Raw genomic sequence first — 24,545 nt, 5'->3', positions numbered from 1 at the left:
CATTTGGATTAATTTTTAAGCCCTTTCTACGCAAAAAAACATTAAATTGAAGAACATAATAATCATATGAATATAAATAAATTGATTGCAATCAGCATGTTTGCAATTTTCTCTCTGGGATTTAACCTGCTAAGCGCCGGACAAGGGCAATCGGGTGTTAGTATTGACAAAATCATTGCCCGCGTTGATAACCATTACATTTTAAGCTCTGAGCTGGCAGAAATGTATGCCAGCTACAAGGCAAACGGCCAGAAGGCTCCGGAAAAATGCCAGTTGCTTGAATCGCTGATTATCAATAAAATGCTTCTTGCCAAAGCAGAAATTGACTCTGTCACAGTTGAAGACAAAGATGTTGACAATGAACTGGACGGGAAAATGGGATACATGATCCAGCGTTTTGGCTCTGAGAAAAACATTGTGGAAGCTTATGGTAAAAGTATTGAAAACCTGAAAACGGAATTAAGAACGCAGGTAAAGGAGCAGAAAATCGTTGAAAAAATGCAGGGTACTATTTCCGGAAACGTAAAAATTACCCCTAGCGATGTGCGTAAATTTTTCAATTCTATTCCAAAGGACAGCCTTCCGTACATATCCTCAGAAGTAGAAATAGGACAGATTGTAAGAAAAGGAACTATTACCCGGGAACAAAAAGACAAGCTAAAACAGCAATTACTTGACCTGAAAGCCCGTGCTGAAAAAGGCGAAGATTTCGCATTGCTTGCACAGATATATTCGGAAGATCTTGGTACTGCAAAAAATGGCGGAGATTTAAATTTTGCCAAACGCGGTGCGATGGTTCCTGAATTTGAAGGAGCAGCTCTTGCGCTTAAACCGGGTGAAATGTCGGATGTTATTGAATCTCAGTTTGGATTTCACCTTATTAAATTAATAGAAACCCGCGGAGCTGAATACCATGCGCGTCATATTCTTTTAAGGCCTGATTATAACAAAGGTTCAGACATGACAAGCGCATTGCGTGTACTCGACAGCCTCAGGGTACTTATTAAAACGGATACACTTACTTTTGCACAGGCTGCCCGTGATAATTCCCAAGATCCGGAAACTTCTGAAACTGGTGGATTGATCCAGGACAGAAATACAAGAATGGGCCGCTTATCTCTGGATGCTTCTATGGATCCGGCATTGTATTTTGCCATTGATACCATGAAAGTAGGTGATATAAGCGTACCAATCGCTTACAGAACCGAGGATGGAAGCAGTGCCATGCGTGTGTTATGGTATAAAAGCAAATCAGAACCGCATACGGCAAACTTACGCGATGACTATGAAAAACTCGCACAGATCGTGCTAAGTAACAAGCGTAACAATGCTTTGGAAGAGTGGTTTAAAAAAGCTCAGGGTGACGTTTTCATCAGTATTGAACCTGAATATAAATCATGCAAAGTACTTGGACTGGCAACCGGGGATGACACCTGAGAAATCTTTATTTCAGTAATTTCTGTGATACCGATACGGTATAATTGCCAGGATTTGAGAATATCCATGATATTCTCAAATAAATACGTATAATTGAGAAAAAACTAATCAAACAAATTGTGAAGTACTCATCAGACGTTGAAGCTGCTGAGGCTATGAAAATAGCCTATGAAAAAATCCGCACTGAAATTGGGCAAGTGATCATTGGACAGGATGATGTTGTAAAAAAATTACTGACCGCCATATTTTGCCAGGGGCATTGTCTTCTGGTGGGCGTACCAGGACTTGCGAAAACACTGCTTATTCAAACCATTGCCTCTTCATTGGATTTAAAATTCAACAGGATACAGTTTACGCCTGACTTGATGCCATCTGATATTCTGGGTTCGGAAACGTTGGACCAGAACCGCAATTTTAAATTTATACGAGGCCCTATTTTTGCCAATATCATTTTGGCTGATGAAATTAACCGGACTCCTCCTAAAACGCAATCAGCGCTTCTGGAAGCGATGCAGGAATATTCGGTAACAATTGCGGGAGAAAAACATTCTCTGGATCGTCCGTTCTTTGTTTTGGCAACCCAAAACCCTATCGAACAGGAAGGAACCTATCCGCTTCCGGAAGCACAGCTGGATCGTTTCATGTTTATGATCCAGCTCGATTATCCTTCCTATTCAGAAGAAGTGAGTATTGTAAAAAACACAACATCCGATAATAAATACCAGGTAAAAGAAGTAATCACGGCTGAGGAAATTATGGATTTTCAACATTTGGTACGCCGCGTTCCGGTTACTGACCATGTGATTGAGTATGCTGTAAAACTGGTGCATAAAACCCGCCCTTCTTCTTCCATGGCTGTAAAAGACACCAACGATTATCTGGAATGGGGAGCTGGCCCTCGTGCATCTCAGGCGCTGATTTTAGCCGCAAAATGTAATGCACTTTTATCCGGCAAGTATTCTCCGGATATTGAAGACGTGAAATCCGTAGCTTTGCCGGTTCTCAGACATCGAATAATAAGAAATTTTAAAGCAGAAGCAGAAGGAATATCAGTAGATGACATTATTGCACGTCTGGTGTAAACCTGCATTCGATCACATACATTTTATCTCATTCAGTTAGCATATTAAATTTGTGTCAGTCTTACGTAGATGGCACAAATTTTTTGCTTTAGGATTGAAAAACAACTTTAATATTTTTTATAATGAGCATACAGGGAAAAAATTATATAGGATTTTCGCTTTCTTCTCAAAACGATCAAACATTCCAGTCCTACGTACCAGCTCTGAATATTTATCTCCCTGAAAAGTTTCATAAAGCAACAATGGATGAAGTGTCCCGTGCAATGGAACTGGCAGCAAAAGCATTCGATGAATATGCACTTATTCCGGCAACTCAGCGTGCCGGTTTTCTAATGGCAATTACAGAAGAAATCATGGCTCTTGGTGATACTTTGCTCCAAAGGGCACACCAGGAAACCGGATTGCCGTTGGCAAGATTGCAGGGAGAACGCGCCCGGACGATAAATCAGCTGACACAATTTGCTGAATTGATCCGGGAAGGTTCCTGGGTAGAAGCAAGCATCGATACCGCAATTCCTGACCGGACACCAATTCCGAAATCGGATCTGCGTAAAATGTTTGTTCCAATCGGGCCGGTCATTGTATTTGGTTCCAGTAATTTTCCATTTGCTTATTCTGTTGCCGGCGTAGATACGGGTCCCGCCCTGGCAGCCGGAAATCCGGTAATCGTGAAGGCACATGCAGCACATCCTGGCGTAAGCGATCTTACCGCACAAGCCATCGTAAAAGCAGCGCAAAGAACAGGAATGCCTGATGGTGTATTTTCCATGCTGTATGACGATGGATTTGAAGTTGGAGCAGCTCTTGTAAAACATCCGGAAAGCAAGGCAGTTGGATTTACGGGCTCCTACAAAGGAGGAATGGCATTGTATCGCCTGGGCCAGGAAAGAGAAGAGCCTATACCCGTTTATGCTGAAATGGGTAGTGTAAACCCAATAGTGATACTGCCAGACTACCTTAAAAACCATGCTGTACAATTAGCCAGGACCCTGGCCGGATCGGTCACTTTGGGCGCTGGGCAATTCTGTACAAATCCTGGTCTGGTATTTGTTACGGAAACTGAAAATCTTGATATTTTTGAAGAAAACTATAAATCAGAAATTTCGAATGTTCCGTCAGCTACTATGCTCACAAGTGGTATCCAAAATAATTTCTATAAACTTCGGGATGAATTATTTGCACAGGAAAATGTGACTGAACTAGCAGTTTCGGAATCTGGCTCAGATGAACAGAATCAATCGCAGGCAACTATTGCACGTGTTTCCGGTCAGGACTTCATTGCAAACCCCAAACTCCACGAAGAGGTTTTTGGCCCATTTTCCGTGTTAGTAGTTTGTAAAAACACGGATGAATTATTGGAAGCGGTATCACATTTGAAAGGCCAGCTTACTGCCTCTTTGATGGCAGATGCTCCAGAAGCAGCAAAATATCCCGCACTTCTGCAAAAGTTATCACAAATTTCAGGCAGGTTCATTATGAATGGAGTACCCACTGGTGTTGAAGTTTGCCCTTCCATGCATCATGGTGGTCCGTTTCCGGCAGCAAGTATTCCATTTTATACCTCGGTTGGACGTCATTCTATTTTACGCTTTGTTCGCCCCCAAACTTTTCAGGATTGGCCGGATGTACTTTTACCCGTTGCTTTAAAAAATGATAATCCGTTGGGACTATTTCGTTTGATTAATAACAAAACAACCACCAGCGCCATTTAGAAATCAATTTTAATCCAAAAATTTTAAATTAATTCATGTCAAAAACCTTTCATATTCTTAACGGTGATGCATTACTGGAATTTTTTCCGGAAAGTATTTTATCAGGAGAAATTATAGTTGCGCGCGAATGCCTGGTAGACGGATCGGTTACAGGAACAACCCTGGAAGAATTTTGGGAGACCCGTGCTGATTTCATATCGGCGGAATATGAAGAAGAAAAAGAATCATATTTCTTTGATGTGGTTTCAGAATTCAACAGAATATCATTGATTCCGCCTGGCTCAGAGGTGAATTTATGGTTTGAAGAGGATTTGTTTTGCCAGGTTAATTTATGGTTTTGCATGTCTCTTCTAACCAATATTGCAGACCAGCTTAAAATTAATCTTGTAAAACCACCATTAAAAGATGGCCAGCCTGACTGGGGCGGATTCGGCGGATTAGACAGAAATGAATTGGCTGGTGCATATCAGAGCCGGGAAAGGCTTTTTGTGGCTGATGTTAAATTGTTAACCGGTTTGTGGCACGCATACAAAACAAATGACAGAGTTAAACTTAAAGAATTATCAACAACAAAATCGGCTCATTTTCCTTTTTTGCAGGACGTGGTTCAGGCTCAATTGGATCGTTCTTCTGAGGACAGCTTATCAGGACGCCCGGAAAAAGTTTTAAAGGAGATCATGCTTCAAAATAATATACATGATTTCAAAGCTATTTTTAAGGAATTCAGTATTCGGGAAGGAATTTACGGATTTGGTGACTGGCAGGTTGAAAGGCTGCTAAACAAGCTACCGGAATTTAAAGCGGAGTAACAGAAAGGATTTTAGAAAGAAATGCTTCCCACAAAATACTCTGATAAAAGATTTTGTTTCATTGATAATAACCTGGTTGCTAATCCGTAGTACGGCTAATCAAACAGGTTATTTACGAAGCTTAATGAATCAGCCGTGCCACGGACCGTTATATCCAGCTTTCCAAAGATTAATTTAGAAAGTAACAATTAGTTCAGAATTGCACTTTTGTAAACAGTGATCCATTTATGAAATTATAGTATTCTTTTAAATAGATCCTAAATCGTTTATTTAATTTTTATAAGTAAATTGACGCCTCATAAATTATAAAAATACATGAATAAAAGATCCCAAACCGGTAAGCAACTTTTTCTAAAACGTATCTTACTGTCAGCCTTAACATTATTGTTAGCCTTATTTACAAATCAAACAAGCGCCAAACCTCTCGCCTCTCCTCTTGAAGGCAGATGGGACATAACGGTAGATGTAGCAGGAAAACCTTCTCCTTCCTGGCTGGAAGTGCGCCACTCAGGAACCCATACTTTGGTAGGCCAGTTTACCGGATTTTCAGGAAGTGCACGTCCTATTTCAGAAGTGAATTTTAAAGACGGGAAAATGAGTTTTACTATTCCTCCGCAATGGGAAAAAGGTGACGGCAACCTTAAATTAGAAGGTACACTTGCCGGAGATAAACTGACCGGTACACTTACCACTGTTGAAGGAAAAACACATAACTGGACTGGCGTTCGTGCTCCTGCACTTCGTAAAACAACGCAGCCAGCTTGGGGAAAAGCGATTCAGCTGACTGGTGGAAATGATATGAAAGCTTGGCATGCAGTGGGTGAAAACCAATGGATTGCTGAGAATGGAATATTAAAAAGCCCAAAATCAGGTGCAAATTTGATCACCAACGAAAAATTTAATGATTTCAAACTTCACGTAGAATTCCGTATTCCTAAGGGTAGTAACAGCGGTGTATATCTTCGTGGCCGTTACGAAGTACAGGTGACAGACAGTAAAGGAATGGAGCCTGCACTTGATCAGATGGGTGCCATTTATGGATTTATAACACCAAGCGAAATGGTGGCAAAAGATGCCGGCGAATGGAATGTTTATGACATTACCTTAGTGGGAAGAATGCTGACACTTGTTGCTAATGGAAAAACAGTTATCACCAATCAGGAAATTCCGGGAATTACCGGTGGAGCCTTAGACAGTAACGAAGGCGAGCCAGGACCATTATACATTCAGGGAGATCACGGCCCGGTTGAATACCGTAATATAGTGATTACACCAGCGAAGTGAGTTAAAAGTTGAGAGTTAAGAAATTTTTAATTTCAACTTTTAACTCTAAACTCCCTTCGGAACAAGCAATTCCGGATAACCTACTTCTACTAAAAAGAGACCTTCGGCCGGGGCTTGTGCCCCGGCTTCTTTTCTGCTTCTGGACTGGATTATTTTTTCAAAATCCGAAATAGTTTTTTTTCCCTTTCCCACTTCCAGAAGCGTACCAACCAATGCCCGCACCATCCCTCTCAAAAACCGGTTGGACTTTACACTGAATATTAACAAATCCTCTTTTTCGAACCAGACTGCCTCAGTTATGGTACATCGGAAATTGTTAACATTAGTATGTAACTTACAGAAACTTTCAAAATCGTCGTATTGAAGTAATAATTCAGCTGCTTTATTCATGGCAGCAATATCCAGTTCTGCTCTCAGGACATAAACCTGATTTACTAGGAACGGATTTTTTACACGGCTAATGCGGTATTCATATCTTCTGTGTATTGCTTCAAAACGAGAGTTAATATCATCCGGAACAACAAAAATTTGCCTGACGGCAATATCACGCGGAATCATTCCATTGATATTATAAACAACCTGTTCTGTATCTGTTATCTCACTATAATCAAAATGAGCGAATTGCTGTTCTGCATGAACACCCGTATCTGTTCTGCTGCTCCCTGTAAGTTCTATGGGCATACGAAGCACTTTACTCATTGCCTCTTCAACGATCTGCTGCACACCCAAGGAGTTGTTTTGTTTTTGCCAGCCATTGTAGGCCGTTCCCTTATAACTGATTTCAATAAAATAACGCATGGTGCAAAAGTAGGAGAATCAATGGAATTTTGAAGTGATGATCCGTTGTTATCTATTTTGAAATAGTAATTAATTTCTTAACCCTAAATTGGGAAAAAGATTAAATAATTTCGGGTTGACAGGAAGAACGTTAACTTTGCCAATTGAAAATATTTTCAGCCAAGTATGATTACGGAAGAAAAAAAGAGGAAAAGAACCTGAATTTCATTGAGGAAATTGTTGAGGCAGATTTACAGTCGGGCAAATATACCCATATTGTAACACGTTTTCCGCCGGAACCTAATGGGTACCTGCACATTGGCCATGCATCCAGCATTTGTCTCAATTTTGGATTAACAAAAAAATTTCCGGGATATACCAATCTGCGGTTCGATGATACCAATCCAGTAACTGAGGAAACGGAATACGTTGATAATATCAAGAATGACATCAAATGGATGGGTTTTGAATGGCAGAATGAATTTTACGCGTCTGATTATTTTGATACGCTTTATGAGTTTGCATTGAAATTCATCCATGCCGGCCTTGCTTACATCGATGATTCTACCTCCGAAGAAATTGCACTGTTGAAAGGAACACCTACTGAACCAGGGAAGGACAGCCCATACAGAAACCGCAGTATTGAGGAAAACTTGTCTCTGTTTGAGCGAATGAAAAACGGTGAGTTCCCGGATGGAAGCCGTACACTGCGTGCAAGAATTGACATGGCGCATATTAATATGCTGATGCGTGACCCCATTTTATACAGGATCAAACACGCTCATCATCATCGTACAGGTGATAAATGGTGTATTTACCCGATGTACGATTTCGCACACGGACAAAGTGATTCTATTGAAAATATAACGCATTCTATTTGTACGCTGGAATTTGCTCCACATCGCGAATTGTACGACTGGTTAATTGAAAAACTGGAAATATATCCGTCGCATCAATATGAATTTGCGAGAAGGAATCTTAATTATACCGTTACAAGTAAAAGAAAATTATTGCAGCTTGTTCAGGACGGACATGTGAACGGCTGGGATGATCCGCGGATGCCAACCATAAGTGGATTGAGGAGAAGAGGTTACACACCTGAAAGTATCCGCGATTTTTGTGATCGCATAGGTGTTGCGCGTCGTGAAAATATGATTGACGTCGGACTGCTGGAATTTTGTGTGAGAGAAGATCTCAATAAAAAAGCGCTTCGCCGTATGGTTGTACAGGATCCGTTAAAAGTAATAATCACCAATTTTCCGGAAGGTGTTACTGAAATGTGTCATAGCGAAAACAACCCGGAAGATATTGCTGCCGGTATGCGCGAAATCCCGTTCAGCCGTGAAATTTATATTGAGAAGGAAGATTTCCTTGAAATCCCTACCAAAAAATATTTCAGGCTGGCTCCCGGCAAAATGGTCCGTTTAAAAGGCGCATATATTATTCAGTGCGATAGCTTTGTGAAAGATGAAAACGGAGAAATTTCAGAAATACATTGTTCCTATATTGAAAACAGTAAAAGCGGGCAGGATGCTACTGGGATTAATGTAAAAGGTACTCTGCATTGGGTATCTGCGCCTCACGCAGTTCCGGTTGAGATTCGCTTGTACGACAGGTTATTCTCTGTAGAAAATGTTTCGACGGAAGAAGGTGATTTTAAGGATTATATCAATCCTGAATCGCTGAATATCATTACCGGATACGCAGAACCTGCCATACTGGAAGCTAAAGAAGGAGAATCATTTCAGTTTCTCAGAAAAGGATACTTTGCTGTGGACCCCGACAGTACGCCTGAAAAACCAGTCATGAACCGAACTGTAACCTTACGCGACAACTGGGCTAAGGCAGCAGAAAAATAAAGATTTAGAATATTCCCTTGCAAAGAAAAACCTGTAAGATCAAGACGAAAGTCCCATTCTTACAGGTTTTTTAATATTTTGAACCTGGTCATGATTTCCAGGTCAAGAACTCAAAAAACTAAAATTTAAAGCAAAAGCGTGTTTACTATAAACTTCTAACTTCAAATTTTTTCAGTTCCCTCCTACTTTACGCCCTTTCAAAGTTTCTCTTGAATTTTTCACTTGTTTCAACAGATCTTTTTTTACGAACAGACGCGTACCGTTTCCTCCCTATAGATCGAACGTACGTTGCTTATATTCGAACTTATTATTTGGAAGTACGTCCAGAAAATAATTCTGTCCACTCAGGTTAAATTTCATTCCTTTTGTATCCTGCTGTGTATCATCCCAGGAAACATTGATTGTACCATTATCTGAACCTAGCGAAACTCCAGGTGTAAAGGGAAGCACATTAATCGTCTGGATACTTTTGCCATTACTCATGGTAATTTGGCCTTCAAGGTTCACCTTAATATCATTAGGATCAGAAACTTCTCTGCGGATATTAATAGCCTTATCATTAAAAAACTGCACTTTTTCTAAAGGTATGTTCGCAGATTCCAGGTCGCGCCTTAGATCTTCTGTAAAAACCGTGTAATTAGAAAGAGGGACGGAGTTCATCGTAGTGCATGCAGAAACTCCGGAAAGAAACAATACACCAACAAATAATTTTTTAACCAGATTCATGTTTAGCTCTTATTACTTTATTGACTGAATATTCAAACTTAAAATGACTATATAAGGCTGCAATATTAATAAAAAGCCTGTCGGTTACCAACTTACTAATTATTTCATTGTTTACATCAAAATTTCTGACAATGTGTCAGCATGCACCGTTTTGATTGATAATGGAACGCAAATTTTTAGTACGTATTGCAAAGCTTAATATAATTCTAAAATATAAATTAAAACAAGGAATAATTATGGAGACAGGGATTCAGGAAAAAGGAAGTCTAAGTATACATACAGAGAATATCTTTCCGATCATTAAAAAATTCCTTTACTCGGACCACGAAATATTTTTAAGAGAACTCGTTTCTAATGCTGTTGATGCAACGCAAAAGCTAAAAAAACTATCCTCTTATGGTGAATTCAATGGAGAACTTGGAGATCTGAAAGTAACTATAAAGCTTGATAAAGATGCCAAAACTATCACAATCAGTGACAATGGTATCGGTATGACGGCCGAAGAAATTAAGAAGTATATTAATCAGATTGCCTTTTCGGGTGCAACTGAATTTGTTGAAAAATATAAGGACAAAGGTGACGAAAGTAAAATCATTGGAAATTTCGGCCTTGGATTCTATTCTGCTTACATGGTTGCCAGTAATGTTGAAATCATTACAAAATCCTACAAAGAAGATTCAGAAGCTGTACGCTGGGAATGTGACGGTTCGACAGAATATGAGTTGACATCTGCCGAAAAAGCTGAAAGAGGATCAGATATTATTCTTCACATTGCAGAAGATTCTGAAGAGTTTTTGGACGAGCACCGTTTACGCGGAATCCTGGAAAAATATGGCAAATTCCTTCCCGTTCAAATCGAGTTTGAAGATAAAGTTATAAATAATGTAAGCCCGATCTGGACCAAAAATCCTGCTGATCTTGTTGATCAGGATTACATTGATTTTTACAAAGAATTGTATCCATACAGCGAAGACCCCTTGTTCTGGATACATTTGAATGTAGATTATCCTTTCAATTTAACCGGTGTTCTGTATTTTCCGAAACTTAAAAACGACTTCCAGGGACAACGTGAAAAAATCCAGCTTTACAGCCGTCAGGTATTTATTACAGACGAAGTAAAAGATATCGTTCCGGACTTTTTACAGTTGTTACACGGTGTAATTGATTCTCCGGATATTCCATTGAACGTATCCAGAAGTTATTTGCAGTCGGATGGTAATGTGAAGAAAATAAACGGTTACATTACCCGTAAAGTAGCTGACAAACTTTCAGAACTTTTCAAGAATAACAGAGAAGAGTTTGAAAAGAAATTTGATGATATCGGGCTTTTTGTAAAATATGGTATCATCAGTGATGAGAAGTTTTATGAAAAAGCGAAAGATTTTTGCTTGCTGAAAAACGTTGACGGCAAATATTTCACAATTTCAGAATACCGTGACTTTGTAAAAGACAACCAGACTGACAAGAATGATACGCAGGTTTGGTTATATACAACGGATGAGAAAAAACAGGACGCATTTGTTCAGTCTGCTAAAAAACGCAGCTATGATATTTTACAACTTACCAGTGTTATAGATTCTCATTTTATCAATGCACTGGAACAAAAGGTTGAAAAAACGACAGTGAAACGTGTAGATGCAGAAACGCTTGACAAACTGATCGAGAAAGATTTCAAACTTGAAAGCATTCTTACACAGGATGATCAGGACAAGGCGAAAAAACTTTTTGAAGAAATTGCAGGAAACAAAACTGCCAATATTCAGGTAGAAGCGATGCCTGTTGACGAACTTCCGGTAGTTATTACTTTCCCTGAGTTTATGCGACGTATGACTGATATGCAGGCTTCATCCGGACAGAAATCTATGTTTGGTGATATGCCTTTAATGTTCACAGTTTCATTGAATGCCAACCATCCTGTCATTGGACGTATCATTCAAACTGAAAATGAAGACGATCAGAAAGTGCTTGCCAAACAGGTATATGATCTGGCCTTGCTTTCACAGGGATTGCTGACTGGTAATGACCTTACGCAATTTATACAACGGACAGTTACAACGTTGTAATTTTAAAATGTAAAATAAAACCCGCTTTCGTTTCTGAAGGCGGGTTTTATTTTGAATCTTCAAATCTGATTTCCGGAAATCAGCCTTCTTTTCATTTCGTTTAACTGTTCCCACTTTCCGTTTTTTGCCAAAGCTGCCTGTTGCGGCCACGACGTTGGATCATGCATTTGAAAACGCGGGCCGGCACTTCTGAGAATTGCTGAAATACGAACCGGCGAAGTATCCGCCAATACCGAATAATTATAAATATCATGCTTATTCAATATTTCTTCAATTTTAGGGCCAATCCCTTCAATAATTTTTAAATCGTCCGGACTTACTGATACAGGCTCAGAAATTTTGTGCTCAATTTTAGGTTGAATTTTTACAACCGGTTCTGCAATGAAGGAGGTGTCATAAATCAACATGTACCGACATTCCCGGAGATCGTTTTGTCTTTGTTCTACTTCTGCCCTTAATATGCGTAATCGTGAACTCATAAGCAGTTGCGACAACAAATATCCCAGTAATGCAGCAACAGAAAGAATAGCGACGATTTCAAAGATCGCCATTTGCCTGGTTGTTGAAATGATCTGTAGATAAATCATATTTTACTTATTGGTTCATTCTTGGTAAACGGAACATTCTGGTTTTTCTGGGCTCTTCGTAGGTTACATGACTGAAGTTCAGAATCAAGTTTAGCCAGCTTCATTTCTAATTTATTAGCGGCTCGTTTACAGGTAACATAACCGATCATAAAACCTAGCATTGCTGAAACAACAATCATTACGGCATGCTGCCATAACGCATCGGGATTTCCAAGAGGATTTAATATGTACATATTCAGGTAGTTAATTTTACCATTTCTTGATTTATTTTACTACAACCGTTATAATCCCACTGGCGTATTTTCCTTCCGAAGAATTTCCCAAAGCTGATGACTGCGGCATTCTCTTTTTTACGATAATGTTTTGGGCAGGAATTCCGAATTCAATAAACCTGCCTTTAAGATTATTGATCCGGTTTTCCGAAAGCGCAAGTGCTGCTTCTGAAACTGTTTCGCCACCTGCATGAACTATCAGGGTTAATTTCCCATTCTTATTTTTGGATAAATACTTTACTGCTTCATCTAAAAATTTCTGATTACGGCTGGTTTTAATGTAATCTTTACTTGATGCTGTGAAATAAATATCTACCGGTTTTGAAATAATTTCATTTTTTGTCTCACTCACCAACCCGTTAGCCTTTTCTTTGCCCTTTTCTTTATTGTATTTAGCTAATTCCTCCGTAACTGCTTTAACGTTTTCTTTATCTTCCTTGTCATTTTCTAAACTCTTAGATATCAATTTATCACTAAAGGAAAAGTGTATTCCACCTTGAAGTGAGTCATTAATAAAAATAATATTTTCTTTTTTAAGTCCTTTTAACAAAAAAGCAGTATCGGGTACTCGCTTTCCCCGTAACCAGTTTTTAATATCATTGGCTCTTGCTAATCCCAGATTTGGAAAGATGGTATTGTTGATTTCCTTCGAAGAATAATATCCGGTAATAGTCAGTAATTTGCCAGGATTTGCACCCATATATATGGCAAGAGCATCCATTTGTGGATATACATCTGACTTATCGGCTATAATTCCACCCTTGGCAAAAGCGAAATTACCTTTTGAGTGTAACGTTAACCGGGAAGAATCAGAAATGACAAAAGGCTCTCTAATAATTGGAGTAGATGCTTCCGCAACAATAATCGTTAAATCAGTACTGCAAAGTTCCAGAATTTTACATAAATGCCAATATGTCGAAGCTGCGATCCAGACAATAAGTAAGCTCCACCACAATGCTCTGCTGTTCAACATTTCCGGATTGGGTTATTTATATAGTGCGACAGAATAGTAATTGTCTGCCTTAAATATAACTTTCTATATGATAAACACCAACAAGAATTTATTCATCGTAAAAAAAGCAGCCTGAATCCAAGCTGCTTTTCTATTTATCCATTTACCTGAGCAATGTTATCTATTCATTGAAATAAGGAATTCTTCATTATTTCTTGTTCCTTTCATGTGCTCCAGCAGGAAATCCATAGATTCCATCGCATTCATGTCGGACATATGTTTTCTTAAAATCCAGACTTTTTTCAGCGTTTCTTTATCCAAAAGTAAATCTTCACGGCGCGTTCCCGAAGCCATTACATCAATAGCAGGGAATACCCGTTTGTTAGAAAGTTTACGATCAAGCTGCAATTCCATGTTACCCGTACCTTTGAACTCTTCAAAGATCACTTCGTCCATTTTAGATCCGGTATCAATTAATGCAGTAGCAATTATAGTTAAAGAACCGCCATGTTCAACATTTCTGGCAGCTCCGAAAAACCGCTTTGGTTTGTGCAATGCATTCGCATCCACACCACCGGAAAGAATTTTACCGGATGATGGTACTACAGTATTATACGCACGTGCAAGCCGGGTAATTGAATCTAATAATATTACTACATCGTGACCGCATTCAACCATCCTTTTTGCTTTTTCCAAAACGATGCTCGCAACCTTGACGTGGCGGTCGGCCTGTTCGTCAAATGTGGAAGCAATTACTTCCGCACGTACGCTGCGCTGCATATCGGTAACCTCCTCAGGACGTTCATCGATCAAAAGGATTAAAAGAAAAACCTCCGGATGGTTACGTGTGATGGCATTCGCTATCTCCTTTAGCAAAACGGTTTTACCGGTTTTTGGCTGGGCAACGATCATTCCGCGCTGTCCCTTTCCAATCGGGGCAAAAAGATCTAATATTCTGGTTGAATACTGATCCGGGCGTGAACTTAATCTCAGGCATTCATCAGGAAACAAAGGTGTAAGGTATTCAAACGGAATCCTGTCCCTTATTTCTTCTGTTGTCTTACCATTAACCGTTTCTACACGAAGAAGTGCAAAATATTTTTCACCTTCTTTGGGAGGACGGATCTGGCCTTTAACGGTATCGCCTGTTTTCAGACCAAATAATTTAATCTGAGAAGGAGATACATATATATCATCAGGACTTGCAAGGTAATTGTAATCCGCAGAACGCAGGAAACCGTAACCGCCATCCTGCATAATTTCTAAAACACCTTCATTAATAATCAGGCCGTCAAACTCACGGACGTAGTTATTGTAATTGCGTTTTATTTTGGACGAAGGATCTTCGCGCGGATTTTGCTGCTGTGGCTGGCGTTCACCTGCATCAGAAGGCTGGCGGGAAGTTCTTTCTTCTCTTGGTGTATTTTCAGGCTGTTCCTGAGTATTGTTTTCCTGCTGAATCTCAACAATTTCGTTTTCCTGGCTGGTTTCCTCAGTTTCTACGGCAGCAATTGGCTCCTCTTTACCAAGATCATTCAGTGTGTCATCTTCCGAATCGTTTTCCTCAGGAGTCGTATCAATGTTTCTCTCACGGGATTCAATATTCGCCGGTTTTTCAAATATTAAAGTCTTATCAAAAAGCGGGGCAGAAGAAATAACCGGTGAATTTTCTTTTCTTGGTTTGGAAGGAGGGCGGCTGCCGATTGCCTTGGCAGGAACAGGAGATTCATCCGGACCTGAACGACGTGCCCTTTTTTTCTTTGGCTCATCATCAGATTCTTTACTGTTTATTTCCGCAGGCTGCGATGCTTCCTGCTGAACAACAATTCTATTAATAATTTCTTTTTTGGGCAATTTGGCATAATCAGGAACACCAAGGTTTCCTGCTATTTCTTTTAGCTCTGACAGAAGCTTAAGGTTTAGTTCATCAATTGTAAGCATACAGAAAATGTACGATAAAGGCTGGCTTTACCTAATGAATAATATGATTGTGAATGTAAATGGACAAATTTCGAGAGCGTATGTCTCTGTTCACGTGATGGTCATTGATGCGTTAATGTGTATTTTTTGTGAAAGCCTAAATGACTGACATTACAAACCGTAAAATTTTGATGGATCAATTTTGAAAAGTTTGCAATTTTAATACAAATGAAGTATTAACAATATTTTCGTTTGATTTTAATTCAACCTAGATAACGTTGAGAGCTACCGAGAGATGGATAACAGAACTTCAGAAATCAGGGCGAGGATTATGGAAACGAAGGTAAGATGATATTTTTTTAATTCCAAATCAATTTTATTTAATACATGTGAATTATTTCTATTAATACTAAAAACAATGAATAGCAGTAATAAATGCGGTTATCTTGGGTTAAAAACGCTCATTTTAACAATATTTAAGTATATAATGTCCTTGTAGTTTCGTCACTTGTTAGCATTTCTCCTGAGAAAATAGGACTTTTGCACAATTATGAATGTCGCTGTTGATTCAGGAAATACTTACTCTAAGATCGGGTGGTTTGATGAAGATAAATTAATCAGTTACCAAACCAGATTAATTTGGCCTGATCTCATTCGGGAAATCCAAAATAACCTGCCGGATCAAATCATTTATTCATCAGTTAATAAGCCTGCTGAAGAATTTAGAGAAGCCCTGGGATTAGCAATTCCGGTTCTGGATTTATCAGCTGATATACCCGTACCAATAAAAAAAGAATATAAAACTCCACAGACGCTGGGAGCAGACAGGGTTGCTGCCGCTGCCGGAGCTAACTGGCTTTTCCCTGAAAAGGATTTGGTGGTAATTGACATGGGAACTTGTATTACGTATGATCTCGTGGATCGTACAGGTGCATTTCAGGGAGGGTTAATTACTCCGGGTGTAAAAATGCGATTTGCGGCCCTTCATTCGTTTACTAAACGGCTTCCGCTATTTGAGCCCGTTGCTGTACCGGATTTCATAGGAAAAAGCACGAAGGAAGCTATTGAAAGCGGTGTAATGAATGGGGTGCTTGCAGAAATGGAAGGAATTATTGAAAGGTATCGTCACATATCACCTTCTTTACGCGTAGTAGTATGTGGCGGAGATATTCCTTTTTTTGAAAGTAGCCTGAAACCGGCCATCTTTGTGGTCCCGGAGTTAGTATTAATAGGATTGAACAGAATTTTAAGATATAATGTCGCTTTACAATAGAATTGGAATACTCGCAATAACACTGGGCTGGATTTGTCTGATCTCAACACAAACAAATGCACAAGGACTTGGAAATTCTCCTTATTCATCCCTTGGTATGGGCGAATTTTATGGAGATGGTTTTTCGGCTAATACGGGTATGGGCCAGTCGGGTGTAAGTACCGCTAACGGCTTCCAAATTAATAACCTGAATCCTGCTTTATGGGTAAAAAACAGGTTTACTACCCTTGATATCGGCGTAATTGGCCAGTACAAAGCTATTGCTTCGGGAACTGACAGACAACAAAACGCAGGAGGAAACCTTGCCTATGTAGCATTGGCATTTCCTGTAAGTGCTAAGTGGACATTAGGTGCAAGCCTTAAACCATATAGTTTCGTCGATTTCGACAATTCTTCTACCCGAAATGTGCCTGGAACACCATTTGATGCTGTCTATTACACTACCGGAAAAGGAGGAGTAAATAAAGCATCTATCACCAATGCATTCCAGATAGGCAAATACCTGAGCCTTGGTCTTGAAAGTTCTTATTTCTTTGGCAATATCCGCAGAGCATCGGAAGTTCTGCTTCCTCTTGGAGAGCCTCCTTATTATCTGGTTGGTATCAGCGAACGTACTACTTATTCCGATTTTGCTTTCCGCGGTGGTGCCGCATTACGTATTCCACTCAAAAAGGATAATAAACTTAACCTGAACTTAGGTGCCTCTTATAGCTTCAAAACAAACCTGAATGCAAGTCAAACCAGTATATTTGAATTAAGCCAGGGGTCAAACGTCATTACTGCTGCCTCTGATACAGTAACAAACGAGATAAAAGGTTATCTAACGCTTCCTACCCAGTATCAGGTAGGAATGAGTTTGGAATGGCCGTTTAAACTGATCGTTTCCGCTGATTATAACAGTCAGTCCTGGTCTCAGTATCGCGGCTTTGACAAACAGAATGGTGGGTTGAAAAATGTAGGACGTGTTAATCTTGGTGTTGAATACCTGCCGCGTTTCTCCTCCCTCAGTTACTTTGATAATGTTAGATACCGTGTTGGGTTCAGTTATGGAAAAACGCCTTACATGGTGGATAATAAGGACGTAAACGATACCAATGTCAGTTTAGGTTTTACTTTTCCAATGGGAAGAGGCTACCAGAATTTCATTTCGATTGCCTTTGTCGGAGGGCAACGTGGCGCAATGGGAACCGGCATGGTACGTGAGCGCTATGGCAGGGCTGTTTTAGGTATTACACTTCTTGAAAAGTGGTTTGTAAAACAAAAAATTGATTAATTGAGAAGCTGTTTTATGCTACCCGGATTAACAAATACGCAGCGTTATAAAAGTGGTAATGACATATATTTTTGTATTATCCTTTTCTGTACCTTATTTCTCAATGCATGTGAGAAAAATAAAAACAAGGTCGGGGCGCTTTATGACGGGCCGGTTGAAATCGTAAATAAAGTAGAAATCAAATACAGTGAACAAGGCCATCAGAAAGTCCAGATGCTTACCCGGCAGTCGTTGAGATACAGCAACGAAAACAAAATCTTTCCGGATACGATCAACATCAATTTCTTCGATCCATCAGGATCAGTAATGACGCGCCTCCGTGCTGACTCCGGCCGTTTTGACAAGGCTTCAAATGTTTATATCGTCAAAGGCCATGTTCGGGTTGTTAAGTCGGAATCGAATGAGATTTTAACCACAACTGAATTGAGCTGGAATCCCGGCACCAAGAAAGTATATACGGACAAACCACTTACCGTAAAAAACAACAGGACTTCTGAAATCACAAATGCGATTGGTATGGATGCCGAGCAGGATTTCACGCGCATCAAATTCCGTAAAGCAACGGGGATCTATAAATTCACAGGACCGTGAGGAGTTAAGAGTTTAGTGTGAAAAGTTCGGAGTGAAAACAGCTAATTCTTCATTCTAAACTTTTAACTGATAACTTACAATTCCGCTTTACATTCTGACAATGTTTTGTGAACGAATTCAGTGGTTGTGTAAACGCTGTCTTTATTCCACTTCATATTGACATAAGTTATAATTTCAGCAATTTCAAGATCCATTAATTTAGGATTTGCAGGCATTTTCCGGTTGAATTTCTTACCATCCGCTAAAACATCCCCTTTCATTCCATTTTTGATAATACAAGCCAATAAAGCTTTATCTTTCAATGCTGCTGATCCGGCTAATGGTGGATATAAATTTGCCATTCCTTTTCCATCTGTCTGATGACAGTTTGCACAATTGGCAGTATATATCTGATACCCTTCTGCGAAATATTGTTCAGTTTTTAACTCTTCGGCACTTTGGCAAGCAGTTGTGAATACGGCCAAAAGGAAAATAAGACTCTTATACATGAAATTTAAAAAACAGATGGATAATTATTTGGACTCATCCAGCAAAACCTGGATATCGGCCATTATTTTACTGGTTCCCTCCTCTGTTGTCCCATCGTAAATACCTCTTACGTGTTTATTTTTATCCACAAGTACAAACGCGCCGCTATGCAGAAAACCTCCATCGGCGGATTTATCTTCCTTTGCGACTACCATATAACTTTTAAGGCCTATTTCATAAATCTTTTCTTTTGGCCCGGTTAAGAATTGCCACTGGTTTCCTGTAATACCCAAATCCTTCGCAAACTTATTTAAAACCTGTGGAGTGTCATGTTCAGGATCAATCGTGTGTGACAGGATCATTACATCTTTATTGTCCTTAAATTTTTCGTAAACTTTAAGCATTTGCCGTTTCATCACCGGACAAATTGTGGGGCAGCTTGTAAAAAAAAGTCTGTTACATAAATTTTTCCGCTGACAATATTTTCAGAAACGGTATCACTATACTGATTGACAAAAGTAAAAGGCGGAACGGTATTGTATATTGTATCAACCACTTCTTTACCGTCAACTGTTTTAGTAACCCAGTCACGTTCTCCCAGAATCGGAAGTTTGTGTTCGTTTGTATTGCAGGAAACAATTGCAAAAAAGGTCAGAGAAATAAAAACAGATGTAAAATAATCTATTCGCTTTGTGTTATTCATAATGCAGGTTCCAAAAACGCTTTTGTATCGTTGATGTTTTTCGTTGTAAATTCTTTTACCTCTTCAATTCTTTTTTCTCATTTTCAAAATAAAGGATTGCTTGTTTGGGTTTAAGATTCCTTGCCGAATCTCCCCGGTACTCATGCATCCAGTTCATCATTAATTTATCGGATTCATTCAGTTTCTGATTCAGGTCTACTGCTTTTATCCTTTCCTCTGCCAGTGTATTTCCGCTGATCCCTTCATTCTATAGACTGTCCATACTAACTATTTTTTTGGATAATTGTGCTTTCAATGTCATGATCGCATCCATTTGAGGCATTACTTCGTTATGTATTGCCATTACTTCTGCTTCAAGTTCCGTAACCCTATCTGTATCCTGCGTTCCGCAAGACAATAAAATTAATGACAGTCCTAACAGAGGGAAATATTTTTTCATTTGTGGTGTGTTAAATAAGTATAAAATTCGTACTAGTTATTCAAAATCATTTCCCGTGCATTGTGTATCACAGACTCCGATGGGTTATGTCCGCCAATCATTTGAGCAATTTCCATTACTCTTTCATCACCTGCCAGCTTTTTGATCTTACTCACAGTTTTTTCAGATGAATGATCTTTGTAAACAAAATAGTGGGCATTTCCGCTGCTGGCGATCTGATGTAAATGCGTAATGGCTATAATCTGATGGCTGAATGACATATTATGCATCATCTTGCCCATTTTCTTGGCAATTTCTCCCGAAACACCGGTATCAATTTCATCAAAAATGATTGTAGGAAGTTTACGTTTATCAGCCAGAATGTATTTGATCACCATCATAAGCCTGGAAAACTCACCTCCTGATGCGACCTGTTTTAGTTCCTGAGGCAATATTCCTTTATTTCCACTGAACAGAAATGCAACCGAATCAATACCATTCTGTGATGGAGCCGTCTCGGTGATCTGAATGGACAAAGAAGCATTGGGAATTCCCAGTTCAGACAATTTTTCTAAAATAAGAGATTCAATAGCCTTGGTTACCTGATGACGTTTCACCGACAATTTTTTGGCACTCTTTCGCATTGCTTCCTCTGTCCTGCCCGCTTCCTTTTGCGCTTTTAAAAGTTCTTCATCCAAATTTAAAACTTTGTTCAGTTTACCTTCGAGTTCTTGTTCAATTTCCAGAAGTTCCTCAACTGTACCAGACTGGTGTTTTTTCAGAAGCAAATATATTACATCAAGCCGCTCTCTGACTACTTCAGTTCGGGAATGATCCAGCTCCAGAGTTGAATTGATATTATCAATTTCATCAGCAAGATCTCTCAGTTCGATCAGGCAGCTTTGGGCTCGCTGTCTTAAAATGTCATAAGCAGGAACAAGTTTTGAAGCCTGCCCCAATGAATTAATTGTATTTTTAAGAAATTCTAAAATTGAACCTTCCGGATTATCTATATAGGCATGCGCAAGCTGAAGCCTTTCTCTGATTTCAACTGCATTTTCCAGAATTGTCAGCTCCTGTTCCAGACTTTCCTGTTCTCCTGGCCGCAGATTGGCTGCATTTAGTTCCTGATACAAAAACTGGTCGAAATCAAACTCCCTGCGAAGCTGTGCAGCATTCTTTTGCAGCTTTTCAAGTGCTCTGACAGCATTTTTATATACCTGGAAGTTAGTTTGATATGCCTGCAGCAATTCGCCGTTAACAGCAAAGGAATCGACAACCTGAAGCTGAAATTCATTATTTCCAAGCATAACAGAATCATGCTGCGAATGGATATCAAGCAGCTGACTGCTGATCCTGCGTAAAGTTTCCAGGTTTACAGGCGTATCATTGATAAAGGCCCGGGATTTTCCAGCCACCGAAATTTCCCTCCTGACTATACATTCCTCCGAAAAATCAAGGTTTTCTTCCTCAAAATTAGGTGCCATGTCATAACCTGCCAAATTAAAACTTCCTTCAATAATACATTTTTCACGCGTATCATAGAGTGATTTTACATCTGCACGATTCCCCAGAAGCAGGCCAATTGCACCAAGCATAATTGATTTACCCGCTCCTGTTTCTCCCGTAATAATATTTAATCCGGGATCGGGAGACATTTCCAATTGCTTGATTAAAGCGTAATTCTTAATGAGTAAATTAGAAAGCATTTCTTATTAAACCGGTTACCGAAGAAATAAACAGACATTTATGATGACAGACAAGCAGTTTTCTTCGTGACGAATATAGCTACGATATCAACAAATAAGAAATTGATCAGGTTCTGTGAGACTTTTAAATTACAACAGTAGCAGATGTTCTGACATCTTCCCTGTCATAAATAATTTCATAAAGATCTGAAATTGCTATTTTGTGCAGATGGCTTCGCGCATCGCTTAGAACGAGGTAATCCGAAGTAACTGATTTTATTTTTCCAAAATAAGTAAGGCCATTTCTCAAAACCGCGTTTACTTCCAATCCGGTAACATTTCCGAGCTCTGAAAATACTGCATCAGGATTTAGCCGGACAAGACGTTTGCTCATCATTTATACGTGTTACTGTGAAAGGCGCTGGTATTTTTGTGCTCTGGAAGCATCAAGTGTAACCAGTAAATTATAGGCCAGAGTTCTTTGTTCGGGCGTTGCTTCAATAAGAACTTTAAAAAGTTCGTCAGATTTTGCGTCTAAAAATGAATTGATGACTACACTTGCCGTCCGTAATTTGGCAACTTCGTTGATTGCGACCAAAACGCTCATAATGTTTTTTCTGGCTTCCACAGGGTTTTGAATCGCTATATCAAGTCCCTGGCGATAATACGTATACATTCCTTCCCGAAAAGGCAGGAATTGCGGGCTCATGAGATTTTCAATCAGATTATACCTGTTAAAAGCATTCCCGGTTGGGTTCCATCCACGTTGATTTGTAGATGCATTACGTGCCTGATTTACAAGATTAAACGCTTTTTGCAAGTATGGTGTTCCTCCCAATTTACTGAATGAATCGTAATCAAAAGTCAGAGCTGTGTACGCATAAAAAGCAAGCACGTAAGGTAATTCCGACGTATAACTGGTTTCATTGAAGTACAGCTGCGTATTAGGCAAATAAGTAAATGCGAAGTTTTTATCTATGTAGGTAAACAGAACGGTTTCATAACTTGAATTGAATACCGGGCGTGCAATCACTAACTGGGCATTACCTTCATAACTTCCCTGCGCCAGTGACCGTGTCAGGCTCACATTCAACTTACACTGGATCCGCTCCTGCTTTTCAAAAACATCATCCGTCCAGCGTGTATTGTTTAAAAAGTCATTCATATAGGCCTGAAGCTGGCTCATTGTCTGCGGATCTGTCTTCTGCTGCCCTACCAACTGGTCAGAATTTATTGTAACCGTAAATTGAAAAGCCTGGGCAGATAATTTTCCTGAACAGCTTAAAGCTATCGCGAAAAAAAACATAATAAATTTCCTTTTCATACTTCGCTCCATTTTTTCAGAACAATACCTAATATATCCTGTGCTACCTCATCTTTCGATTTTAATGAAAAATAGCTTATATTTTTTTCTTTGTCAATAACGGAAATTTTGTTCGTATCGTGCGCAAAACCTGCTCCGGGATCATTTAAAGAATTGACAATAATGTAATCCAGGTTTTTCCGCAGGAGTTTATCCATCGCGTATTCCAGCTCGTTTTCTGTTTCCAGTGCAAATCCAATGACCAACTGGCCAGATTTTTTCTGACTACCAAGTGTTCCGGCAATGTCTGTGGTCTTTTTCAGTTCAAGCGTCATAACCTGACCCTGCTTTTTAATTTTTTGCTGTGCTACGTGTGCAGGTGTATAATCAGCAACGGCAGCGGAAAAAATCACAACATCATTTTGGTCAAAATATTCCTGCGCAGCTACAAACATTTCCTCGGCTGTTTCAACCCTTATAAGGCGAATTTCAGGATCGGGAATTTCCAGGTCAGTAGGCCCGCTGATAAGCGTAACCTGTGCACCCGCATGAGCAAAAGCTTTGGCCAGTGCATAACCCATTTTTCCTGAGGAACGGTTACTGATAAATCTGACCGGATCTATCGGTTCTGCTGTTGGTCCGGCGGTGATCAGTATCTTTTTCCTTTTTGCCAAAACATTTTTCGAAAAGTGTTTTAGCAATACCTGCAGGATTGTTTCGGGCTCAGCCAGCCTTCCGCTACCAACTAATCCGCTGGCTAATTCCCCATATTCCGATCCGATTAAAAAATTACCATAACCAATCAGCGTATTTATATTATTGACCGTAGAAGGATGCTGGTACATATCAACATCCATGGCTGGTGCAAAAAAAACGGGGCATCTGGCCGACAAATAAACAGCCGTAAGCAAATCTTCGCAATTACCCGAAGCAAGCCGGGAAAGTGTCTTTGCAGTTGCAGGTGCAATAACGATGGCATCTGCCCATAATCCCAGCTCCACATGATTTGTCCACGTTCCGTTTTCGCTATTGGTAAAGGAAGTAAAAACCGGACGTTTTGAAAGTGTGGCAAGTGTGAGCGGAGTAATGAATTCAGTTGCCGCTTTGGTCATAATCACCTGAACTTCGGCACCTTCTTTTATAAGCAACCTGACAAGTAAAGCCGCTTTGTAAGCTGCAATACTTCCGGTTACACCAACGAGTAACTTTTTACCTTTGAGCTTCAATCTCAGCAGTGCAGGTGCACATGATTTATCATTAAAAAATTAACCTTACCTATGATCTGCTATTCTTTTAAATACAAAACCAGCCGTATCAATAAAATAAATTATTTGTACGGCTGGTTTTA

22 protein-coding genes and 1 pseudogene are annotated in these 24,545 nt (G+C 39.5%); 10 read left to right on the top strand and 13 right to left on the bottom strand.

Translation table 11 applies throughout. From position 1 onward, the window contains the following. Positions 1-66 precede the first annotated feature (66 nt). The 5 genes from KZC02_RS23135 (at position 67) to KZC02_RS23115 (ending at position 6,324) form a co-directional block, all read left to right on the top strand. Entirely contained in the window at positions 67-1,437 is a 1,371-nt protein-coding gene (locus KZC02_RS23135; RefSeq protein WP_221390845.1) for a peptidylprolyl isomerase, read from the top strand. Positions 1,438-1,556: 119 nt separating this feature from the next. Continuing rightward, positions 1,557-2,519, top strand: coding sequence for a MoxR family ATPase (locus KZC02_RS23130; RefSeq protein WP_221390844.1), 963 nt, complete (start codon positions 1,557-1,559; stop codon positions 2,517-2,519). Positions 2,520-2,641: 122 nt separating this feature from the next. Next, entirely contained in the window at positions 2,642-4,231 is a 1,590-nt protein-coding gene (locus KZC02_RS23125; protein ID WP_221390843.1) for an aldehyde dehydrogenase (NADP(+)), read from the top strand. Between the two features lie 35 nt (positions 4,232-4,266). Further along, complete coding sequence (locus KZC02_RS23120) at positions 4,267-5,040, top strand: DUF1835 domain-containing protein (protein WP_221390842.1); 774 nt, start codon at positions 4,267-4,269, stop codon at positions 5,038-5,040. A 315-nt stretch (positions 5,041-5,355) separates the two neighbouring features. Beyond that, complete coding sequence (locus KZC02_RS23115; RefSeq protein WP_221390841.1) at positions 5,356-6,324, top strand: DUF1080 domain-containing protein; 969 nt, start codon at positions 5,356-5,358, stop codon at positions 6,322-6,324. A gap of 45 nt (positions 6,325-6,369) precedes the next feature. Here the strand turns inward: KZC02_RS23115 and truA are convergent, their stop codons facing one another. Continuing rightward, a complete protein-coding gene (gene truA, locus KZC02_RS23110) occupies positions 6,370-7,122 on the bottom strand; it encodes a tRNA pseudouridine(38-40) synthase TruA (RefSeq protein WP_221390840.1) in 753 nt (250 codons plus the stop codon). A 143-nt stretch (positions 7,123-7,265) separates the two neighbouring features. On the opposite strand from truA, the gene KZC02_RS23105 reads away from it, so the two are divergent. Beyond that, positions 7,266-8,960, top strand: a complete 1,695-nt coding sequence (locus KZC02_RS23105; RefSeq protein ID WP_229253745.1) for a glutamine--tRNA ligase/YqeY domain fusion protein — start codon at positions 7,266-7,268, stop codon at positions 8,958-8,960. Positions 8,961-9,230: 270 nt separating this feature from the next. Here KZC02_RS23105 and KZC02_RS23100 read toward each other — a convergent pair whose 3' ends face one another. Further along, positions 9,231-9,686 (bottom strand): hypothetical protein, encoded by a 456-nt coding sequence (locus KZC02_RS23100; protein ID WP_229253744.1) that lies wholly within the window; start codon positions 9,684-9,686, stop codon positions 9,231-9,233. A 236-nt stretch (positions 9,687-9,922) separates the two neighbouring features. Here KZC02_RS23100 and htpG point away from each other — a divergent pair, with 236 nt between their 5' ends. Next, positions 9,923-11,749: a molecular chaperone HtpG gene (htpG, locus tag KZC02_RS23095; RefSeq protein ID WP_221390839.1), complete on the top strand. Its 1,827-nt coding sequence runs from the start codon at positions 9,923-9,925 to the stop codon at positions 11,747-11,749. 59 nt (positions 11,750-11,808) lie between these two features. Here the strand turns inward: htpG and KZC02_RS23090 are convergent, their stop codons facing one another. The 4 genes from KZC02_RS23090 to rho form a co-directional block, all read right to left on the bottom strand. Continuing rightward, positions 11,809-12,336, bottom strand: a complete 528-nt coding sequence (locus tag KZC02_RS23090) for a hypothetical protein (protein WP_221390838.1) — start codon at positions 12,334-12,336, stop codon at positions 11,809-11,811. After that, on the bottom strand, positions 12,333-12,569 hold the full coding sequence (locus tag KZC02_RS23085; RefSeq protein ID WP_221390837.1) for a hypothetical protein: 237 nt from the start codon (positions 12,567-12,569) through the stop codon (positions 12,333-12,335). Before KZC02_RS23085 ends, KZC02_RS23090 begins: the two co-directional genes overlap by 4 nt. Before the next feature lie 31 nt (positions 12,570-12,600). Next, on the bottom strand, positions 12,601-13,581 hold the full coding sequence (locus tag KZC02_RS23080; protein WP_221390836.1) for a hypothetical protein: 981 nt from the start codon (positions 13,579-13,581) through the stop codon (positions 12,601-12,603). A 156-nt stretch (positions 13,582-13,737) separates the two neighbouring features. Next, on the bottom strand, positions 13,738-15,501 hold the full coding sequence (gene rho, locus KZC02_RS23075) for a transcription termination factor Rho (protein WP_221390835.1): 1,764 nt from the start codon (positions 15,499-15,501) through the stop codon (positions 13,738-13,740). Positions 15,502-16,030: 529 nt separating this feature from the next. On the opposite strand from rho, the gene KZC02_RS23070 reads away from it, so the two are divergent. From KZC02_RS23070 to lptC, 3 genes are read left to right on the top strand one after another with little or no spacing between them, the layout of a single operon-like run. Then, complete coding sequence (locus tag KZC02_RS23070; protein WP_221390834.1) at positions 16,031-16,753, top strand: type III pantothenate kinase; 723 nt, start codon at positions 16,031-16,033, stop codon at positions 16,751-16,753. Continuing rightward, positions 16,737-18,026 carry an outer membrane protein transport protein gene (locus tag KZC02_RS23065; protein ID WP_229253743.1) on the top strand — a complete coding sequence of 430 codons (1,290 nt, stop codon included), beginning with the start codon at positions 16,737-16,739 and terminating at the stop codon, positions 18,024-18,026. The genes KZC02_RS23070 and KZC02_RS23065 overlap by 17 nt, the downstream gene beginning before the upstream one ends. A 15-nt stretch (positions 18,027-18,041) precedes the next feature. Further along, the gene (gene lptC / locus KZC02_RS23060; protein WP_221390833.1) at positions 18,042-18,617 is read left to right on the top strand and encodes an LPS export ABC transporter periplasmic protein LptC; all 576 of its coding nucleotides are present in this window, start codon (positions 18,042-18,044) and stop codon (positions 18,615-18,617) included. Between the two features lie 74 nt (positions 18,618-18,691). Here lptC and KZC02_RS23055 read toward each other — a convergent pair whose 3' ends face one another. The 7 genes and pseudogenes from KZC02_RS23055 to coaBC all read right to left on the bottom strand — a co-directional run bounded on the left by KZC02_RS23055 (position 18,692) and on the right by coaBC (position 24,423). Then, positions 18,692-19,105 (bottom strand): cytochrome c, encoded by a 414-nt coding sequence (locus KZC02_RS23055; RefSeq protein ID WP_221390832.1) that lies wholly within the window; start codon positions 19,103-19,105, stop codon positions 18,692-18,694. A 24-nt stretch (positions 19,106-19,129) separates the two neighbouring features. After that, a pseudogene (locus tag KZC02_RS33405) lies at positions 19,130-19,788 on the bottom strand (SCO family protein). A 247-nt stretch (positions 19,789-20,035) separates the two neighbouring features. Further along, positions 20,036-20,227, bottom strand: coding sequence for a hypothetical protein (locus tag KZC02_RS32085; RefSeq protein WP_229253742.1), 192 nt, complete (start codon positions 20,225-20,227; stop codon positions 20,036-20,038). Positions 20,228-20,259: 32 nt separating this feature from the next. After that, positions 20,260-21,915: a DNA repair protein RecN gene (gene recN / locus KZC02_RS23040; protein WP_221390831.1), complete on the bottom strand. Its 1,656-nt coding sequence runs from the start codon at positions 21,913-21,915 to the stop codon at positions 20,260-20,262. Positions 21,916-22,039: 124 nt separating this feature from the next. Further along, on the bottom strand, positions 22,040-22,291 hold the full coding sequence (locus tag KZC02_RS23035; RefSeq protein WP_221390830.1) for a hypothetical protein: 252 nt from the start codon (positions 22,289-22,291) through the stop codon (positions 22,040-22,042). 9 nt (positions 22,292-22,300) lie between these two features. Continuing rightward, the gene (locus KZC02_RS23030; protein ID WP_229253741.1) at positions 22,301-23,218 is read right to left on the bottom strand and encodes a DUF4835 family protein; all 918 of its coding nucleotides are present in this window, start codon (positions 23,216-23,218) and stop codon (positions 22,301-22,303) included. Further along, on the bottom strand, positions 23,215-24,423 hold the full coding sequence (gene coaBC, locus KZC02_RS23025; protein WP_221390828.1) for a bifunctional phosphopantothenoylcysteine decarboxylase/phosphopantothenate--cysteine ligase CoaBC: 1,209 nt from the start codon (positions 24,421-24,423) through the stop codon (positions 23,215-23,217). The genes KZC02_RS23030 and coaBC overlap by 4 nt, the downstream gene beginning before the upstream one ends. Between the last annotated feature and the right edge of the window lie 122 nt (positions 24,424-24,545).

The sequence above is a fragment of the Dyadobacter sp. NIV53 genome (assembly GCF_019711195.1).
Lineage (GTDB): Bacteria > Bacteroidota > Bacteroidia > Cytophagales > Spirosomataceae > Dyadobacter.
Note: the sequence above shows the minus strand (reverse complement) of the source record. Positions and strands in the feature narration are given on the sequence as shown.

Bases quoted from the DNA above. Each gene is read 5' to 3' on its own strand.
- KZC02_RS32085 (WP_229253742.1), bottom strand. From the start codon at position 20,227: ATGAAAAAATATTTCCCTCTGTTAGGACTGTCATTAATTTTATTGTCT.
- recN (WP_221390831.1), bottom strand. From the start codon at position 21,915: ATGCTTTCTAATTTACTCATTAAGAATTACGCTTTAATCAAGCAATTG.
- KZC02_RS23070 (WP_221390834.1), top strand. From the start codon at position 16,031: ATGAATGTCGCTGTTGATTCAGGAAATACTTACTCTAAGATCGGGTGG.
- truA (WP_221390840.1), bottom strand. From the start codon at position 7,122: ATGCGTTATTTTATTGAAATCAGTTATAAGGGAACGGCCTACAATGGC.
- rho (WP_221390835.1), bottom strand. From the start codon at position 15,501: ATGCTTACAATTGATGAACTAAACCTTAAGCTTCTGTCAGAGCTAAAA.
- KZC02_RS23080 (WP_221390836.1), bottom strand. From the start codon at position 13,581: ATGTTGAACAGCAGAGCATTGTGGTGGAGCTTACTTATTGTCTGGATC.
- KZC02_RS23030 (WP_229253741.1), bottom strand. From the start codon at position 23,218: ATGAAAAGGAAATTTATTATGTTTTTTTTCGCGATAGCTTTAAGCTGT.
- KZC02_RS23065 (WP_229253743.1), top strand. From the start codon at position 16,737: ATGTCGCTTTACAATAGAATTGGAATACTCGCAATAACACTGGGCTGG.
- KZC02_RS23115 (WP_221390841.1), top strand. From the start codon at position 5,356: ATGAATAAAAGATCCCAAACCGGTAAGCAACTTTTTCTAAAACGTATC.
- KZC02_RS23100 (WP_229253744.1), bottom strand. From the start codon at position 9,686: ATGAATCTGGTTAAAAAATTATTTGTTGGTGTATTGTTTCTTTCCGGA.
- KZC02_RS23055 (WP_221390832.1), bottom strand. From the start codon at position 19,105: ATGTATAAGAGTCTTATTTTCCTTTTGGCCGTATTCACAACTGCTTGC.
- KZC02_RS23035 (WP_221390830.1), bottom strand. From the start codon at position 22,291: ATGATGAGCAAACGTCTTGTCCGGCTAAATCCTGATGCAGTATTTTCA.
- KZC02_RS23125 (WP_221390843.1), top strand. From the start codon at position 2,642: ATGAGCATACAGGGAAAAAATTATATAGGATTTTCGCTTTCTTCTCAA.
- KZC02_RS23135 (WP_221390845.1), top strand. From the start codon at position 67: ATGAATATAAATAAATTGATTGCAATCAGCATGTTTGCAATTTTCTCT.
- lptC (WP_221390833.1), top strand. From the start codon at position 18,042: ATGCTACCCGGATTAACAAATACGCAGCGTTATAAAAGTGGTAATGAC.
- htpG (WP_221390839.1), top strand. From the start codon at position 9,923: ATGGAGACAGGGATTCAGGAAAAAGGAAGTCTAAGTATACATACAGAG.
- KZC02_RS23120 (WP_221390842.1), top strand. From the start codon at position 4,267: ATGTCAAAAACCTTTCATATTCTTAACGGTGATGCATTACTGGAATTT.
- KZC02_RS23085 (WP_221390837.1), bottom strand. From the start codon at position 12,569: ATGTACATATTAAATCCTCTTGGAAATCCCGATGCGTTATGGCAGCAT.
- KZC02_RS23090 (WP_221390838.1), bottom strand. From the start codon at position 12,336: ATGATTTATCTACAGATCATTTCAACAACCAGGCAAATGGCGATCTTT.